Origin of the sequence: Chryseobacterium joostei, from assembly GCF_003815775.1 — a bacterium.
GTDB lineage: Bacteria > Bacteroidota > Bacteroidia > Flavobacteriales > Weeksellaceae > Chryseobacterium > Chryseobacterium joostei.
Genome location: NZ_CP033926.1, coordinates 2,586,127 through 2,603,393, shown reverse-complemented (window position 1 = coordinate 2,603,393; position 17,267 = coordinate 2,586,127). Strand labels below are relative to the sequence as shown.

At 36.0% G+C, this 17,267-nt stretch carries 16 protein-coding genes and 8 tRNA genes; all 24 read left to right on the top strand.

What is annotated here, in order from left to right:
* Positions 1-21 precede the first annotated feature (21 nt).
* The 24 genes from EG359_RS11905 to EG359_RS11790 all read left to right on the top strand — a co-directional run bounded on the left by EG359_RS11905 (position 22) and on the right by EG359_RS11790 (position 17,246).
* Positions 22-95 (top strand) — tRNA-Thr (locus EG359_RS11905).
* Positions 96-113: 18 nt separating this feature from the next.
* Positions 114-194 (top strand) — tRNA-Tyr (locus tag EG359_RS11900).
* Between the two features lie 88 nt (positions 195-282).
* A tRNA-Gly gene (locus EG359_RS11895) sits at positions 283-355 on the top strand.
* Positions 356-444: 89 nt separating this feature from the next.
* Positions 445-518: transfer RNA gene (locus EG359_RS11890), tRNA-Thr, on the top strand.
* 20 nt (positions 519-538) lie between these two features.
* A tRNA-Tyr gene (locus tag EG359_RS11885) sits at positions 539-619 on the top strand.
* Positions 620-704: 85 nt separating this feature from the next.
* Positions 705-777, top strand: a tRNA-Gly gene (locus tag EG359_RS11880).
* A gap of 41 nt (positions 778-818) precedes the next feature.
* A tRNA-Thr gene (locus EG359_RS11875) sits at positions 819-890 on the top strand.
* A gap of 233 nt (positions 891-1,123) precedes the next feature.
* The gene (locus EG359_RS11870) at positions 1,124-1,804 is read left to right on the top strand and encodes a response regulator transcription factor (RefSeq protein ID WP_076354952.1); all 681 of its coding nucleotides are present in this window, start codon (positions 1,124-1,126) and stop codon (positions 1,802-1,804) included.
* 4 nt (positions 1,805-1,808) lie between these two features.
* Entirely contained in the window at positions 1,809-3,173 is a 1,365-nt protein-coding gene (locus EG359_RS11865; RefSeq protein ID WP_076354950.1) for an ATP-binding protein, read from the top strand.
* 220 nt (positions 3,174-3,393) lie between these two features.
* A complete protein-coding gene (locus tag EG359_RS11860) occupies positions 3,394-4,635 on the top strand; it encodes a TolC family protein (protein WP_084180460.1) in 1,242 nt (413 codons plus the stop codon).
* Positions 4,636-4,639: 4 nt separating this feature from the next.
* On the top strand, positions 4,640-5,725 hold the full coding sequence (locus EG359_RS11855) for an efflux RND transporter periplasmic adaptor subunit (RefSeq protein ID WP_076354948.1): 1,086 nt from the start codon (positions 4,640-4,642) through the stop codon (positions 5,723-5,725).
* Between the two features lie 60 nt (positions 5,726-5,785).
* Entirely contained in the window at positions 5,786-8,884 is a 3,099-nt protein-coding gene (locus EG359_RS11850) for an efflux RND transporter permease subunit (RefSeq protein WP_076354946.1), read from the top strand.
* Positions 8,885-9,139: 255 nt separating this feature from the next.
* Positions 9,140-10,351, top strand: coding sequence for an elongation factor Tu (gene tuf, locus EG359_RS11845; RefSeq protein ID WP_034687396.1), 1,212 nt, complete (start codon positions 9,140-9,142; stop codon positions 10,349-10,351).
* Positions 10,352-10,406: 55 nt separating this feature from the next.
* Positions 10,407-10,477 (top strand) — tRNA-Trp (locus EG359_RS11840).
* Positions 10,478-10,489: 12 nt separating this feature from the next.
* On the top strand, positions 10,490-10,696 hold the full coding sequence (secE, locus tag EG359_RS11835) for a preprotein translocase subunit SecE (protein WP_002976410.1): 207 nt from the start codon (positions 10,490-10,492) through the stop codon (positions 10,694-10,696).
* 19 nt (positions 10,697-10,715) lie between these two features.
* Positions 10,716-11,258 carry a transcription termination/antitermination protein NusG gene (gene nusG / locus EG359_RS11830; RefSeq protein ID WP_065395256.1) on the top strand — a complete coding sequence of 181 codons (543 nt, stop codon included), beginning with the start codon at positions 10,716-10,718 and terminating at the stop codon, positions 11,256-11,258.
* 590 nt (positions 11,259-11,848) lie between these two features.
* A complete protein-coding gene (locus EG359_RS11825; RefSeq protein ID WP_076354944.1) occupies positions 11,849-12,469 on the top strand; it encodes a hypothetical protein in 621 nt (206 codons plus the stop codon).
* 11 nt (positions 12,470-12,480) lie between these two features.
* A complete protein-coding gene (locus EG359_RS11820) occupies positions 12,481-13,122 on the top strand; it encodes a hypothetical protein (protein WP_076354942.1) in 642 nt (213 codons plus the stop codon).
* Between the two features lie 6 nt (positions 13,123-13,128).
* Positions 13,129-13,797 carry a hypothetical protein gene (locus tag EG359_RS11815; protein ID WP_076354940.1) on the top strand — a complete coding sequence of 223 codons (669 nt, stop codon included), beginning with the start codon at positions 13,129-13,131 and terminating at the stop codon, positions 13,795-13,797.
* Between the two features lie 499 nt (positions 13,798-14,296).
* Positions 14,297-14,743 (top strand): 50S ribosomal protein L11, encoded by a 447-nt coding sequence (gene rplK / locus EG359_RS11810; protein WP_034723381.1) that lies wholly within the window; start codon positions 14,297-14,299, stop codon positions 14,741-14,743.
* Between the two features lie 11 nt (positions 14,744-14,754).
* A complete protein-coding gene (rplA, locus tag EG359_RS11805; RefSeq protein WP_076354938.1) occupies positions 14,755-15,447 on the top strand; it encodes a 50S ribosomal protein L1 in 693 nt (230 codons plus the stop codon).
* Between the two features lie 17 nt (positions 15,448-15,464).
* Complete coding sequence (rplJ, locus tag EG359_RS11800) at positions 15,465-16,049, top strand: 50S ribosomal protein L10 (RefSeq protein ID WP_076354936.1); 585 nt, start codon at positions 15,465-15,467, stop codon at positions 16,047-16,049.
* 46 nt (positions 16,050-16,095) lie between these two features.
* Positions 16,096-16,461, top strand: a complete 366-nt coding sequence (rplL, locus tag EG359_RS11795) for a 50S ribosomal protein L7/L12 (RefSeq protein WP_047493581.1) — start codon at positions 16,096-16,098, stop codon at positions 16,459-16,461.
* Positions 16,462-16,733: 272 nt separating this feature from the next.
* Entirely contained in the window at positions 16,734-17,246 is a 513-nt protein-coding gene (locus tag EG359_RS11790) for a hypothetical protein (RefSeq protein WP_076354934.1), read from the top strand.
* Positions 17,247-17,267: the final 21 nt, after the last annotated feature.

The window sequence follows — 17,267 nt, the reverse complement described above, 5'->3', positions numbered from 1 at the left end:
TTTGAATTCTTTTTTATATTTGCCTCCATAGCTCAGTTGGCCAGAGCACGTGATTTGTAATCTCGGGGTCGTGGGTTCGAATCCCTCTGGAGGCTCATAAAATATAAAATTTTGGGGAGATTCCAGAGTGGCTAAATGGGACTGACTGTAACTCAGTTGCTTCGGCTTCGTAGGTTCGAATCCTGCTCTCCCCACTTTATATTTTTATAAAAAAAACTTGCAAGATTAAATTAAATTTCTTAGTTTTGCACAGCGTTTACCAATAGTTTTGGAAACAAAATTGCGGAAGTAGCTCAGTTGGTAGAGCGTCAGCCTTCCAAGCTGAATGTCGCGGGTTCGACCCCCGTCTTCCGCTCAATTAAATCACATTTTAAAAGTGATTTTTTTTAACACTGAAACGTGTAGAGTAGAGTTTCTCTATCACTTTCAGTCAATTATTAAAATGCCTCCATAGCTCAGTTGGCCAGAGCACGTGATTTGTAATCTCGGGGTCGTGGGTTCGAATCCCTCTGGAGGCTCATTTTAATATAAAATATCTGGGGAGATTCCAGAGTGGCTAAATGGGACTGACTGTAACTCAGTTGCTTCGGCTTCGTAGGTTCGAATCCTGCTCTCCCCACATTTTATATTAAAAAAAACTTGCAAGATTAGATTTGTTTTCTTATTTTTGCACAGCGTTTACCAATAATTTTGGAGACAAAATTGCGGAAGTAGCTCAGTTGGTAGAGCGTCAGCCTTCCAAGCTGAATGTCGCGGGTTCGACCCCCGTCTTCCGCTCAATAAAAATCACGCTATTCAGTGTGATTTTTTTAATTAATGCCGACTTAGCTCAGCGGTAGAGTGCTTCCTTGGTAAGGAAGAGGTCACGGGTTCAAGTCCCGTAGTTGGCTCTCGAACCTCCCGAATTTCTTTCGGGAATTTTTTTTGCCCAAATTCTAACAATAATGTGATAATGATAAAGGCAATAAGATATACGGAGATGATACATACATTATTGTACTTAAAATAAAATCCGTTGTATTACTTTCATTTTTATCCACATTATATCTTAATTTTTTTTACTGAGACCAATAAAAAGAAGAATCCTAAAAATTTTCGTTAAATTCGTGTAAAATAATTTTTGATGAATATTCTTTTATTAGAAGATGATCTCATTCTTTCTGCGGAACTTTGCAGATTTTTAGAATCAAATAACTTTATCTGTGATAAGATCTATGACGGTGAGACCTTTCTTCGCCAGATTAAAGGCAAGACCTATGATCTGTATCTGCTAGATATCAATGTTCCTAAGATAAACGGACTGGATGTCTGCCAGACCATTCGTTCTTTTGATAAAAATACCCCCATCATTATTATCTCAGCTTATGGAGACCTCTCGGATAAAAAGGATGCCTTTAACAGGCTTGCGGATGATTACCTGGTGAAACCTTTTCAATTTGAAGAACTGCTTTTAAGGATCAATTCCTTACTAAGGAGAAAAATGCCATCAGATACCTCGGATCAGGATATTTTGAGAGTTGATGATCTTATTATCAACAAAACGGAACAGAAAGTGTACCGTGGTGGAATTGAAATCACACTTACTTTAAAGGAATTTCAGTTACTGGTTTATCTTGCAGAAGCGCAGGGAAGAACTGTTTCTAAACAGCAGATCACTGAACATGTGTGGGAACATAATTTTAATACCAATACCAATACTGTAGAAGTTTACATCAATTTTCTAAGAAAAAAGATTGATAAGGATTTTAAAATAAAGTTGATTCACACCCGCTCAGGGTTTGGATATTATCTAAGCCCATTATAAATAAATGTCTTTAAAAAGAAAGATAGCCTTAACGATCAGTATCGCCTTTTCATTGCTCTTTGGAATGGTGATGGCTGTCATTTATTTATCTTTTAATGATTTTAGGAGAGACGAATTTAAGGAAAGGTTTAGGCAGCGACTGGAATTTACCAGTCATTTTATCTCAAAGTCTAAAGATTTTGAAGAAGAAGCTCCGGTTTTTTTCAATGAAAACTCAGATAATATTCTTTTGAACGAAAAGATTTTAATTTTCAATGAAGAGAAAGAGCTTATCTATAGTACTATTAAAGACCGTAATGTTACCTGGGATAGTGCAATGCTTAAAGAGCTTGACAAAAAGAAAATCATTTATACAGAAAAAACAGTTCCTGAGATTTATGCTGCGCTTAGGAATATTAATGGAGAAAACTATTATATTCTTACGAGCGCCCTCGATACAAACGGTAAATCCAAATTAAGCTATCTTAAATATCTTTTGATTACGGCTTATGTGATGAGTACACTTCTTATTGGTTTTTTCAGTTATTATTTTGTGGAGAAATTTCTTAGGCCTTTGGAAGATCTGAATAAGGAGATTTCAGAAGTGACTGCTCATAAACTGACTACTCAGATTCCTGTTCAGAATTCCAGTGATGAAATCAGTGTTCTTGCAAAATCATTTAATACCATGATTGGAAGACTTGATGATGTATTTCAATCTCAAAAAGACTTTACGGCCAGTGCCTCACACGAAATAAGAACACCTATCACAAGAATGGCTTTTCAGTTGGAAAATCTAATTAAGTTTGAAGAACACTCCCCGGAAACACTGTCTTCCCTGCAACAAATACAGCGAGATGTTTACCAATTATCAGATTTAACCAATTCATTATTGCTGCTTACAAAATTTGATAAAGAAAATATTCAGAGTATTTATGAAGAAGTGAGAATTGATGAAGTTATTTTCGAAGCTTTTGAGGGGGTAGAAAAAAGTTATCCGGATCTTAAACTGGATTTCCTTATCACTGAGGACACCTCTGAAAATGCTTTCCTGACCATAGGAGGAATTCAGTCGTTATTAGTGATTGTCTTTATCAATTTATTTAAAAATGCAGCAGTATATTCTGATGATACAGAGGTAAAGGTCCTGATTACGGAGACCAATGAGAACCTTAGTGTTGAAGTTATTTCTCATGGTGATACTATTTCCGAAGAAGAACAAACCAAGCTATTCGAAGCTTTTACCCGTGGAAATAATGCCCAGAATATATCCGGTTCCGGTTTAGGACTTAGAATTGTCAAAAGAATTCTGGAATATCATGATGCCGAGATCATATATTCTTCTCCCTCCGCATACATGAACAAATTCACTATAATTTTCAAGAAATAAGTTCCTTTTATTTTTACTCTCAAAAGTTAAAGGCATTTTTTGTTAAACAAAAGATTAAACTTTAGAAAAAATTCAAAGGTTGGGGAATAAAATAATTCTCCCTATTTTATTAATTCTTTTTGGAAATACCCTGTTTAAGGCGATTTTAATATTTTTTTAAGCCTCATTTAAGTTTCTTTTAATCACATCCAAGCAATTTTGTATTTTAAAAAGAAAAATAATGAACAGAATTGCAGTGCTATGTCTAGCCGTTTCCTCATTCATGGCGGCACAACAGCAAATGTCTCTTTTGGATTGTGAAGAAGCATTTCAAAAGAACAACCTCCAGCTGCTCGCTGAACAATACAACATCAATATGGCTGATGCTGATATTTTGCAGGCTAAGATTTGGGAACTCCCACAGCTGAGCGGGCAGTTCAATGCTTATAATCCGCAGGGCAAGAAGTTTTTTGATGTTGGGCACTCCAAAGGGGCAGGAATCACTCAGTTAATTTATATGGGTGGTAAAAAGAAAAATGAAATTGCTTTTGCAAAATCCAATAAAGAATTAGCACAGCTTCAGTTTTCACAGCTTCTTGTTGATTTAAGAACTCAGCTACGTACCACGTACTTCAATCTTTACTACGAAAGACTAAAACTTGATAATACAGAAAAGCAGCTAGGGTATATGAATGATCTCCTAAGCGCTTATCGTATACAGTCGGCAAAGGGAAATGTTTCCCTTAAGGATGCTGTGAGGCTTCAGAGTCTTGTCATCCAATTGAATCATGACAAGCTTGAAATTAACAAGAATATTCTTGAATTTGAGCAAAACTTAAAAGTTCTTACAGGAATTACGGAAGATATAGAACCCTTGATGTCTGAGGCAGAAGCTAAGGAAGCCTTGGCGGCCCAGCCTTTTGGTGAAGAAGAGGAGTTGAAGAGCAAAGCATTAGAAAATAATGCAGACTATCGGTACAATTTAAAACTGATTGATAATAGTAAACTATATGCCCAATGGCAAAAATCATTAAATGTTCCGGATCTGAATGTAGGTGCAGCATGGGATCAGGCAGGAGGAACCTTTAATAATGAAGCAAACCTCACGTTGGGGATTCCCCTTCCTTTATGGAGAATAAACCAGGGAAATGTGGAAAAAGCCAACTATGCAATTCAGCAGAATCAAAAAAATGCAGACTTTCAAAAATTAACACTTGAAACCAAAGTGCAGTCTGCCTATAAAACCTGGAAAGCACAATACGATCAGTTATTGGATATTAAAACTACGGATCTGCAAAATATGGATCTGGTGTATAATGGGATGATGACCAATTTCAGAAAGGGAAATGTCAACCTTATTGAATTTACAGACTTTATGGATAGCTATCGTGAGACAGCTCTCCAGATCTATGATATGAAAAACGAGATTATGCAGTCTGCAGAACAACTTAATCAACTAGTACAAACGAAAATCTTCTATTAAAACAATGAAAACTTATATTATTCCGGTATTGATGATCTTATCATTGATGGCCTGCTCAAAAAAAGAGGGAGAGAAAAAAAATCAAGCCCAAAAAGGATTTGAGCTTAGTAACACCATGCTAAGTTCCATTTCCCTTGCAAAGGTTGAGAGAAAGAACATAGAAGATGAATACAGCTTTTACGGGAAAATTTCGGCAGACAAAAACAGTTATATAGATGTTTATCCACTGGTAGGAGGAAACGTGATGAGCGTAAATGTAGAACTTGGAGACTATGTAAGGAAAGGACAGGTTTTGGCAACCATTAGAAGTACAGAGCTTGCGGAAATTCAAAAGGATGTAAGCGATGCAAAAACCGATATGGTAGTAGCCAAGAATAATCTTCGTGTTGCCAAAGAGATGTACGAAGGAAAACTAAACACGGAAAGAGATGTACTGGAAGCAAAAAGCCAGTTGCAGAAAGCAGAAGATCAGCTACAGAGAGCAACGGCAGTAAGTACGGTTTATAATGTTAAAACAGGAAACATATACAGTGTCGTGGCACCTATTAACGGATACATTGTTCAGAAAAGTATCAATAAGGATATGCAGCTGAGAAGTGACCGAAGTGAGAATATTTTTGATGTTGCCAATACCACCAATGTATGGGCCATTATGAACGTCAATGAATCAGATATTGATAAAATTAGCCTTGGAATGAAAGCTCAGGTTTCAACACTTTCTTATCCGGATAAATTTTTTGATGGTAAAATTGATAAAATATTTAAAATCATTGATCCGCAAACCAATGCCATGCAGGCAAGAGTGGTCCTGGACAATGCCAATGGCTTGCTGATTCCGGATAGTAAGGCAACCATAAAGGTTTCTAGTTTGGAAAGTAATACCATGCTGACGGTTCCGTCTAAGGCAGTGATCTTTGATGATAACAAAAGCTTTGTTGTAGTCTTTAAATCAAGAACAGATGTGAAAGTTCGAGAAATAAAAGTATCAAAGCAGATGGGAGATGTGACTTACATTGCAGACGGCCTTAAAGAAGGAGAGGAGGTGATTACCAATAATCAACTGCTTATATATCGTTCTTTGAACAGCTAAAAATAGCAGCGATTTAAAATAAATCTTTCAACGACTTTTTTAGGTCATCAATTATCTATCATGAACAAATTCATAAAAAATATAATTGCTTTCTCCTTAAAAAATAAAGCATTTACCTTTATTTGGGTAGCTATTTTAGCGATTGCCGGTTTTATAAGCTTCAAGAACATGCCCATTGAAGCATTTCCGGATGTTACCAATACCCAGATTGTAATCATTACCCAATGGAATGGGCGTAGTGCAGAAGAAGTAGAACGTTTTGTCACTACCCCTATCGAGTTGGCAATGAGCCCGGTTCAGAAGAAAACAAGTGTGAGAAGTACAACAATGTTTGGGCTTTCCATTGTTAAAATTCTATTTGATGATGGGGTGGACGATACTTTTGCCAGAAATCAGGTCAATAACCAATTAAGAACCATTAGCCTTCCTGATGAGGTAGACCCTGAAGTACAGCCACCCTACGGGCCAACCGGAGAAATTTTCAGATATACACTGGAAAGTAAAACAAAGGATTCCCGTAAATTACTTACCCTGCAAAACTGGGTGATAGACCGTGCATTACGAGGTGTTCCCGGAGTTGCAGATATTAATGTTTTCGGAGGACAGGATAAAGTCTTTGAATTAAGTATTGATCCAAGAGCTTTGGATAAATATAACCTTACACCGCTTCAGGTGTATGATGCTGTTACCAAAAGTAATCTGAATGTAGGAGGAGATGTAATTGAAAAAAATGGACAAGCCTATGTCGTAAGAGGAATTGGTTTGGTAAAATCGATTACAGATATTGGGAATATTACCATTCAGAATGATAGCGGAAACCCGGTTTTAGTAAAAAATGTTGCAGAAGTTCACGAAAGCTCTATGCCTAGAGTAGGACAGGCAGCCCTGAATAACCATGATGATACCGTAGAAGGAATTGTCGTAATGAGGAAAGGAGAGAACCCAAGAGAAGTTCTAATAGGTGTGAAAGCTAAAATTAAAGAGCTGAATGAAAAAATTCTTCCCAAAGATGTAAAAATGGTAACCTTCTATGACAGGGATAACCTGATGGACTTTACCACCCACACCGTAATGCACAACCTGATTGAAGGTATTGTATTGGTAACGGTCATCGTTTTGATCTTCATGGCAGATTGGAGAACAACATTAATTGTTTCCATCATCATTCCACTATCCCTATTATTTGCCTTTTTATGTTTAAAACTGGCGGGGATGAGTGCCAACCTACTTTCATTAGGAGCTGTAGACTTTGGAATCATCATAGACGGAGCCGTGGTCATGGTGGAGGGGCTCTTTGTAATGCTCGACCACAAGGCACATAAATATGGAATGGAGAAATTCAATAAGTTGGCGAAAGGCGGTTGGATCAAGCAGACAGGAACAGGTTTAGGAAAAGCAATCTTCTTTTCAAAGCTAATTATCATTACTTCCCTGATTCCTATTTTCTCATTCCAGAAAGTGGAAGGGAAAATGTTTTCACCATTGGCTTTTACCCTAGGATTTGCATTGATAGGAGCTTTGATATTTACATTAACCCTTGTTCCGGTGCTTTCACATATTCTTTTAAATAAAAATGTAAGGGAAAAAAACAATCCATTTGTTAATTTTTGGGATAGAATCGTACTAAAAGGCTTCAATACTACATTTAAGCATAAAAAAACAAGTATGATTGTTGCCATCTCATTCCTTGCATTGACATTGTTCTCCGGAAAATTTCTCGGAACAGAATTCCTGCCGCAGCTTAATGAAGGCTCACTTTGGATTACTGCAGAAATGCCGATGAGTTCTTCATTGAAAGAATCATTAAAAACTGCAGATCTTTTGAAAAAGGATATTATGAGCTTCTCTGAAGTTACAGATGTCTTAGCTCAGACAGGGAGAAGTAATGATGGAACAGACCCGAACGGGTTTGGATTTGTACAGTTCGCCGTAAACCTTAAACCAAGAGAGGAATGGAAGCGAAAGATCACCTATGATGAACTTATTACTGAAATTGATCAGAAGCTTAGGAGTTATCAGGGAATCACATTCAACTATTCTCAACCGATTTCAGATAACGTGGCAGAAGCTGTAGCGGGTTTTAAAGCCGAAAATGGAATTAAAATCTATGGTGATAATCTGGAAACCTTGGATAAATTAGCTCAGGAAATCTTGGTTAAAATTAAAGATGTAGAAGGAGTAAAAGATCCGGGTATCATAAAAAATATAGGTCAGCCGGAAGTAAGTGTTGTATTAGACCGAGATAAAATGGCAGCCTATGGAGTAATGCCTGCCGATGCACAAGCTGTACTGGAGATGGCCTTTGGAGGAAAAACCGCTTCCGAAATGTTTGACGGAGAAAGAAAGTTCCCGATCCGTCTTCGTTATTCTCAGGAATATAGAACCAATGAAAATGATATTGCAGCTTTGATGGTTCCTACACAGGACGGAGCAAAAATTCCTTTAAAAGAAATCAGTACCATCGTTAAAGATAACGGGGCAGCATTCATTTACAGAGATAATATTAAAAGGTATATTGGAGTAAAGTTCTCTATTCGTGACCGAGATTTAGGAAGTACCATTGCTGATGCACAGAAAAAAGTAGCAACTATAGAGCTTCCAGATGGGTATTCCGTTGGTTGGACAGGTCAGTTTGAAAACCAGCAGCGTGCATCACACAGATTGGCACAAGTAGTTCCGGTAAGTATCGTGATGATCTTCTTCCTGTTATTTATTCTCTTTGGAAACATGAAGGATTCACTTCTTGTCCTGGCGAATGTTCCTTTTGCATTGATAGGAGGAATTATTGCGCTGCATGTTACCGGAATCAATTTTGGAATCTCTGCCGGAGTAGGCATGATTGCCTTACTGGGAATCTGTATACAAAATGGGGTAATATTAATCACAGAATTCCATCAAAACGTTAAAGACGGAATGGATATAGATACAGCTATCTTAAATGGTGTGAAATCCAGAACAAGACCGGTAATCATGACAGCACTTATGGCTTCCATTGGGTTAATGCCCGCAGCTCTGTCTACAGGAATTGGTTCAGAATCACAAAAACCTCTGGCCATTGTAATTATTGGGGGGCTTATTACAGCAACGGTACTTACACTGCTTATTTTCCCAATTATTTTCTGGATCTTCAACAGAACCAAAAAACTGCGTCATAGCTGATTTATCTTTCATTTTATATATTAATTGAGCCTGGAATATTCTGTATTTCAGGCTTTTTCATAAAAGGTTTTAGAAAGTTTTTTTCAATTCAGAAAAATGTGTAAATTTGCAGTCTCAATACATTGAAATATAAGGATTGTATTTCATTGGATGCAAATATTGAATTTTTTTCCAATAAAAAGATTTTGGTATCTAAAAAATCATTATATTTGCACACCGAAAATTTGAAAAACAATAAATAAATAATTTTAAATCATGGCAAAGGAAACGTTTAATCGTAACAAACCACACTTGAACATTGGTACTATTGGTCACGTTGACCATGGTAAAACTACTCTTACAGCTGCTATTTCTGCTGTATTAGCTAGCAAAGGTCTTGCTGAGAAAAAAGACTTCTCTGCAATTGACTCTGCTCCAGAAGAAAAAGAAAGAGGTATTACTATCAATACTGCTCACATCGAATACGAAACTGAAAAAAGACACTATGCTCACGTTGACTGTCCAGGTCACGCCGACTATGTTAAGAACATGGTAACTGGTGCTGCTCAAATGGATGGAGCTATCGTAGTATGTGCTGCAACTGACGGTCCAATGCCTCAGACTAGAGAACATATCCTACTTTGCCGTCAGGTAAACGTACCAAGAATCGTTGTTTTCATGAACAAAGTTGACATGGTAGATGATCCAGAGTTATTAGAGCTTGTTGAAATGGAGCTTAGAGACTTATTATCTACTTACGAATTTGACGGAGACAACTCTCCAGTAATTCAAGGTTCTGCACTAGGTGCTCTTACTGCAGCTACTGCATCTCCTGCTAACACAGAAGATAAGTGGTTCAAGAGCGTTGAAGAATTGATGGATGCTGTTGATACTTGGATCGAGCAACCACCAAGAGATACTGAGAAGCCTTTCTTGATGCCAATTGAAGATGTATTCTCTATTACAGGTAGAGGTACTGTAGCAACTGGTAGAATCGAGGCTGGTGTTATCAACACTGGTGATCCAGTTGATATCGTAGGTATGGGTGACGAAAAATTAACTTCTACTATTACAGGAGTTGAGATGTTCAGAAAGATCCTAGATAGAGGTGAAGCTGGAGATAACGTAGGTCTATTGTTGAGAGGTATTGAAAAAACTGACATCAAGAGAGGTATGGTTATCGCTAAGAAAGATTCAGTTAAGCCACACAAAAAATTCAAGGCTTCTGTTTATATCCTTTCTAAAGAAGAAGGTGGACGTCACACTCCATTCCACAACAAGTACCGTCCTCAGTTCTACGTAAGAACTACTGACGTTACAGGTGAAATCTTCTTACCAGAAGGTGTAGAAATGGTAATGCCAGGAGATAACTTAGAGATCACTGTAGAATTGTTACAGCCAATCGCTCTTAACGTAGGTCTTAGATTTGCGATCAGAGAAGGAGGTAGAACAGTTGGTTCAGGTCAGGTTACTGAAATCTTAGACTAATCATCTTAAAATAAATAAAGCTTCCGAAAGGAAACTCTCGGAAGCTTTTTTAACTACGGGCATCGTCCAATGGTAGGATACCGGTCTCCAAAACCGTTGATCAGGGTTCGAATCCTTGTGCCCGTGCAAATATAAATTATGAGTTCATTTGTCGATTTTTTAAAAGGTTCTTATAACGAATTCAGACATAAAGTTGAATGGCCAAAATGGGCTGACCTGCAGTCTTCTACAATTGTAGTGACTATTGCGACAGTTATTTTGGCATTATTTACCTTTGGAGTTGATGAATTGTTTTCAAAAGCAATCAGCAACATCATCGGAATGCTAATCAACTTGTTCAATTAATTAAAAGTATTTTCCCATAATGAGCGAATTGAAATGGTATGTGCTGAAAGCTATCAGCGGACAGGAAAATAAAGTGAAAAACTATATTGAGACAGAAATCAAACGTTTAGGGTTTGAGCAGTACGTTACTCAAGTGGTTATTCCTATGGAAAAGGTTATTCAAATTAGAAACGGTAAAAAAGTTCCTAAAGAAAGACCTTACTATCCTGGATACTTAATGATTGAAGCTGAGCTGATGGGGGAGATTCCTCACGTTATCAAAAACATCCCTGGTGTTATTTCTTTCTTAAGCTTAACGAAAGGTGGTGATCCTGTTCCAATGAGAAAATCAGAAGTGAACAGAATGCTTGGAAGAATGGATGAACTTTCTGAATTCGCAAGCGACGTTGAAATTCCATATGTTGTAGGTGAAAACGTAAAAGTGATCGATGGTCCTTTCAACGGGTTCAATGGTACAGTTGAGAAAATTCTTGAAGACAAAAAGAAAATTGAAGTTTCTGTATTGATCTTCGGTAGAAAAACTCCAATGGAGCTAAGCTACATGCAAGTAGAAAAAGTATAATAATTTACTTATATAATATAAAAAGACTGCTATTTAAGCGGTCTTTTTTGTTTTATATGATGCTCTCTTTTTGCAATGTAATAGCCTTTATCTTACTTATAGCCTAATATGCTGTTAATAAGGGTGTCATTGTACTTTTGGAGGGCTTGATCAATAATAATTCTATTAGATTAAATGACAACCAATAGTCGTATTTTTCTTGAAAATATATGAATATCGAAAAATAAGGCTAATATTTATTCTTATTATTTTATTTTTCATAATTTTTTAAATATTATTTTATTGAAAATATAATGTTTAAATTTTCGTATCATGCTTCTGCACAGTGTTTAGCTTAAATGTAATAATCACTTTTATGGGATAACGTTTATATTTTCATGTATTCATAGACTTTTCCAGTCATTATTTCATCTTTGATGGCATGTTTATTGCAACCTAACCTGCATCAACCCATAAAACTTTTTGTTTTTTTCATTTGGTGCACTGTTTGGCAGATGTACAAAACCATTTTGTGTTTTATTTTTAAATGATAGCATAAATGGAATGAATTGATGTTGGGTTGAAAGTTTTAAAATAAACACATCCCCATAATGACAAAAATTACTTCAATGATCCTTTTAATGGGATCTTTAGGATTTACAAACGCTCAGGTTGGCATTAATACTACAAAGCCGGAAAAGGAACTGACCGTGAATGGTACTATGAAGACATCCGGAATGGTTTTCAAAAACCCAATGGAAAAGCTTGGTGCTGATGAGAATTATACCTTTATCATTAAGTCTCCCGCACCGGAAAATAAAATTACAGCTTATAATGATACTTTTGTGCCTAACTCTCCGGCACCGATTAACATTATTCAATTTAAAATTACCTGTGATCCTTCAGATAAGGACTGGGTAAATCAATTTGATACGAAGATCAATTCCCAAAAATTTCTGGTGGTAATTTCCTCTTTTGGATTTACGCAGCCCATAAGAACTAGTAGTGGAGATTGGTTGACACCTGTACCTCAGATTTTTGCCTATTCCTCAGGGGGAACCTGGAAGCTGAAAGCCGATTATGATGGGTTTTCTCCCCTTTCAACCTTACCTACCGGAGAATGGACGCTTAATTTATTGGTGTATGACAGGTCATATGCCAAGGAAGTAAACTCAACACAAGATCTTAAAGCTTCTACAACAGGTGCAGCAGCAGCACCCTTAATTCAATAAAAAATACAATAATGAAAAAGATTACTGCATTATTTCTTGTAGCAATTGCCTCTTTAGGTATGAAAGCACAAGTGGGGATCAATACTCCAAATCCAAAAGGTACCCTGGATGTAGAAGGTGAAACATTGGTTGAATCTTATTTGATAGATACGGAAAATACTACAGCAAAAGGAAATTATTTATTACTTACACGTTCCAAGGATACTTCTCCCGTAGGAAAGGTTAAACTCCTTGATATTACACTTCGTAATGTTGCTCCGGTAAACATGTATAGAGTTGTTTTGAAAAATGTGAAACAGGATGAAGTCATTAACCTGAACACGGGATTGGATGCTGATAAATATGTAGTGGCAATTACAGGGGCTGTTTTTACAGGAGCTGTATCAGCTGCGAACACTTCGTCGAACCCAAGATCTTACGGTGCCTATTCTACGGAAGTAACTAAAATATCGAAAGGTGGAAAAAATTATCAGGCAGTTAATTTAAGTTTTAAAGGAGCGAGTACTACATCTGATCAGAATGGAACCTGGACTCTTACCCTGAATGTATTTGAAAAATCTTTGGTAAAAGACTGGGGAACATTTACAGGTTCTGTTTCAGCTGCGGCTTCTTTTTCAGGAGTATCAACCAACACGCCTTTAGGGCTTCAATAGAAAAACATGAGAATAAGAATTTATATTACAATAATGATGGGTCTGGGAATATTTATGAATGCCCAGATTGGTAAAGTAGGAATCAAAACAGATAAGCCTACAGAAACTCTTGATGTAAACGGAAAAACATATACGAACTCTTTATATCTTAGAAACCCTGGAGAACCTACGATGACTGGAGGAAGCTTTCTGGCAACATCAGAAAACGCTATGCAATTGTATGATCCAAATCAGGAAAGCAGCGGACTATTCAATTATATCAAGCTTTCACTAACAGGAGTATCTGGAGAGGGAATTACAGATTATGATACAAAAATAGATGTGAATAACTTCTTGGTTATTCTCCACAATTATTCTTTTAGACTTAATAATGGCAGCACGAATGTAATGCTCGATTATGGAGATAACGGAATTAATGACAATAAACAGGGCTCTCCTGATGTTGTTGCATTCAAAAGCAATGGAACCTGGCATATCAGGGCAAAATTTACAGATAGTAGGATTATTGCTAATATTACAGGTGGACCATCCAGAACCTACAATAATTTTACGGTAGATCTTTACTTAATGGCTTACAAAAGGCTTATTACAAAACAAAATATCAATGATATTAATACTGATTTAGGAGGAACTAATGGTTCTACACAGACAATTAATAAACCTTCAGGCTTTTAATATTATTAAACTATATATTGATCTTCAAGAAAAATCAGGCATTTGTCTGGTTTTTTGCTTTTGATAACCTTTTGTTTTCAGCTGTGCTTTATTTTAACAAGAATAAAAAAGAGTATGAGCAATATCTGAATAATATCAATGAATTAAAGATTAAAGACTAAAAATAAATAAGATTACAATTGGGAAGGGGGAGCGTATGTTTGCCTTTCTTTTTCTTTTATATGAATGTTGGTCAAAATATTTATACTCTATAAATCTTGCCGTTAATTTAATTTCTCAATAATACCTACATAAACCTTAGATAAAATTTAGAATGCAAAATATTTTTACAAAGAAAAAAATGTAAAACTTTTAAAAATCAGTAATATCCGTTTGTGGTTTCAAAAATATTTTATACTTTTGCAGTCCAAAAAGTAGGTTTATTGTTATGTGAGTGCATAACCTACTGAATAATAAATGCTTCCAAACTCATTAATTATTCAAATTTAAAAAACAAACAATGGCTAAGAAAGTCTTTAAAATGGTAAAGCTTCAGGTGAAAGGTGGCGCAGCTAACCCTTCTCCACCAGTAGGTCCAGCATTGGGTTCTGCAGGTGTGAACATCATGGAGTTTTGTAAGCAATTTAACGGAAGAACTCAAGATAAGCCAGGACAAGTTTTACCTGTAGTAATTACAGTATACGAGGACAAATCTTTTGAATTCGTAATTAAAACTCCTCCTGCAGCAATCCAGTTAATGGATGCGGCTAAGATCAAGGGTGGTTCTGGTGAACCAAACAGAAACAAAGTAGGTTCTGTATCTTGGGATCAAGTGAAGAAAATCGCTGAGGACAAAATGACTGACCTTAACTGCTTTACAATCGATTCTGCAGTTTCTATGGTTGCAGGTACTGCTAGATCTATGGGATTAAGAGTAACAGGAACTAAACCAACTTTTAACGCTTAAAACCTAAAGAAATGGCAAAATTAACAAAAAAGCAAAAGGAAGCTTTAAGCAAAGTAGAAAAAGGAAGAATCTATAACCTTGAAGAAGGTTCAGCTCTTGTAAAAGAAGTGAACACTACAAAGTTTGATGCTTCAGTAGATATCGCTGTAAGATTAGGTGTAGACCCAAGAAAAGCAAACCAAATGGTAAGAGGTGTTGTATCTCTTCCTCACGGTACTGGTAAAGATGTTAAAGTATTAGCTCTTGTAACTCCAGATAAAGAAGCAGAAGCTAAAGCTGCTGGTGCTGATTATGTAGGTCTAGACGAATATTTACAAAAAATCAAAGATGGTTGGACTGATGTTGACGTTATCGTTACGATGCCAGCTGTTATGGGTAAATTAGGTCCATTAGGTAGAGTATTAGGTCCAAGAGGTTTAATGCCTAACCCTAAATCAGGAACTGTAACAATGGAAATTGGTAAAGCAGTAACTGAAGTGAAAGCAGGTAAAATTGATTTCAAAGTAGACAAGTATGGTATCATCCACGCTGGTATTGGTAAAGTATCTTTCGATGCTGCTAAGATCAAAGAAAACGCGCAGGAATTGATCTCTACATTGATCAAAATGAAGCCAACTGCTGCTAAAGGAACTTATGTAAAAAGCATTTATTTGTCTTCTACAATGAGCCCTGGTATTGCAATTGATACTAAATCTGTTAACTAATATAAATCCTTAAGACAATGACAAAAGACCAAAAAGTTGTAGCAATACAAGAGATCAAAGACTTGCTTCAGGATGCAAAAGTAGTATACGTAGCAGATCTAGACGGATTGAACGCTGCTAAGTCTTCAGAATTCAGAAGACAGGCTTTCAAACAAAATATCAAAGTAAAAGTTGTAAAAAATACACTTTTGCAAAAAGCAATGGAACAAATTGAAGGAGTAGATTACTCTGAAATGTTCCAAACTTTTAAAGGAAACTCTGCATTAATGATTTCTGAGACTGCAAACGGTCCAGCAAAATTAATCCAAGGGTTCAGAAAGAAAGAAGAAAAGCCAGCTTTAAAGTCTGCTTTTGTTCAAGAAACTTTCTACGTTGGAGACGAAAACTTATCTGCACTTGCTAACATCAAGTCTAGAGAAGAAATGATCGGAGAAATCATCGGATTACTTCAATCTCCAATTCAAAGAGTTGTTTCTGCTCTTCAAAACAAATCTGAAACTGTAGAAGCTAAAGCTGAAGAAGCTGCTCCTGCTGTAGAAGAAACTCCTGCTGAAGCTCCAGAAGCTGCTGCAGAAAGCACTGAAGAAACAAGTGCTGAATAATTATACTCAAAAAATTAAATAAATAATCAACAAAAACATTACAACAATGTCAGATTTAAAAAATTTAGCTGAAACGCTAGTAAACCTAACTGTAAAAGACGTAAACGAATTAGCTACTATCCTTAAGGATGAGTACGGAATTGAGCCAGCTGCTGCTGCTGTAGTTGTTGCTGCAGGTGGTGGAGAAGCTGCTGAAGAAAAGACTGAATTCGATGTAATTCTTAAGTCTGCAGGTGCTTCTAAATTAGCTATCGTTAAATTAGTAAAAGATTTAACAGGTGCTGGTCTTAAAGAAGCTAAAGATATCGTAGATGGTGCTCCAGCTGCAATTAAGCAAGGAGTTTCTAAAGACGAAGCTGAAGCTCTTAAGAAGCAATTAGAAGAAGCTGGTGCTGAAGTAGAATTGAAATAATTTTCAATTTTATTATAAATATAAGAAGCCCGGGCAAATGCCCGGGCTTTTTTTGTTGTTATCTCTTAAAAACCAGGCATTTAATTTACATATGTATTAGAATATTATTGCTTTGTATTGTATAATATTTAATTATCTTTATTTATTTATCAATAATGATGATTTAAATTTGAATATAATACATGTGTTTAATGTTTTTGGTGTATTTTATTTATCAAAATGTTGTTTTTATTGAAAAATTATTATATTTGCATTAGAGAAAACACACATAATTGGATAGAAATTATTTTCTTTCCTATAGTCAAATAGCATTTTTATTGCTCATTTCGGCCGTAGGAAAACTAAACGCTAGGTTTATATCTGTTACAATCAGTAAGTTTGAACTGCTGCATTATACAGATGGAAATAATGCTGGTTTATATATACAATCAACAATTGCCTTTTCAGATCAACTGATCGGGAATATAAAGGCTCAGAATAATATGAATGGCAGATTTTTTCATTATAATAAAGCTGAGAATAAATGCCAGTATACCTTATTTCATAACAATATTTCAAAAAATAGCCATCCTATCTTTAATGACAAAGATTTCTTTCTATTCTTTGCGAAGAATATGGATTTTCTTTCTATACATTACAAGTGGAGAGAGCTATATTCCGGTGGTTATCAGAATGCTAAAATAATATTTGAAAAGGTCAAGAAGTCTAATATTGATTCTTTCAGAGTGATGGATGGTTTTAAATGCATCATCAAAATTCCGGATAAGCTAAGTTCCCTTACATAGTTATACATTCCATTTTTTACA

Coding starts and splice junctions, on each gene's coding strand:
- EG359_RS11870 (WP_076354952.1), top strand. CDS start 1,124: ATGAATATTCTTTTATTAGAAGATGATCTCATTCTTTCTGCGGAACTT.
- EG359_RS11865 (WP_076354950.1), top strand. CDS start 1,809: ATGTCTTTAAAAAGAAAGATAGCCTTAACGATCAGTATCGCCTTTTCA.
- EG359_RS11860 (WP_084180460.1), top strand. CDS start 3,394: ATGAACAGAATTGCAGTGCTATGTCTAGCCGTTTCCTCATTCATGGCG.
- EG359_RS11855 (WP_076354948.1), top strand. CDS start 4,640: ATGAAAACTTATATTATTCCGGTATTGATGATCTTATCATTGATGGCC.
- EG359_RS11850 (WP_076354946.1), top strand. CDS start 5,786: ATGAACAAATTCATAAAAAATATAATTGCTTTCTCCTTAAAAAATAAA.
- tuf (WP_034687396.1), top strand. CDS start 9,140: ATGGCAAAGGAAACGTTTAATCGTAACAAACCACACTTGAACATTGGT.
- secE (WP_002976410.1), top strand. CDS start 10,490: ATGAGTTCATTTGTCGATTTTTTAAAAGGTTCTTATAACGAATTCAGA.
- nusG (WP_065395256.1), top strand. CDS start 10,716: ATGAGCGAATTGAAATGGTATGTGCTGAAAGCTATCAGCGGACAGGAA.
- EG359_RS11825 (WP_076354944.1), top strand. CDS start 11,849: ATGACAAAAATTACTTCAATGATCCTTTTAATGGGATCTTTAGGATTT.
- EG359_RS11820 (WP_076354942.1), top strand. CDS start 12,481: ATGAAAAAGATTACTGCATTATTTCTTGTAGCAATTGCCTCTTTAGGT.
- EG359_RS11815 (WP_076354940.1), top strand. CDS start 13,129: ATGAGAATAAGAATTTATATTACAATAATGATGGGTCTGGGAATATTT.
- rplK (WP_034723381.1), top strand. CDS start 14,297: ATGGCTAAGAAAGTCTTTAAAATGGTAAAGCTTCAGGTGAAAGGTGGC.
- rplA (WP_076354938.1), top strand. CDS start 14,755: ATGGCAAAATTAACAAAAAAGCAAAAGGAAGCTTTAAGCAAAGTAGAA.
- rplJ (WP_076354936.1), top strand. CDS start 15,465: ATGACAAAAGACCAAAAAGTTGTAGCAATACAAGAGATCAAAGACTTG.
- rplL (WP_047493581.1), top strand. CDS start 16,096: ATGTCAGATTTAAAAAATTTAGCTGAAACGCTAGTAAACCTAACTGTA.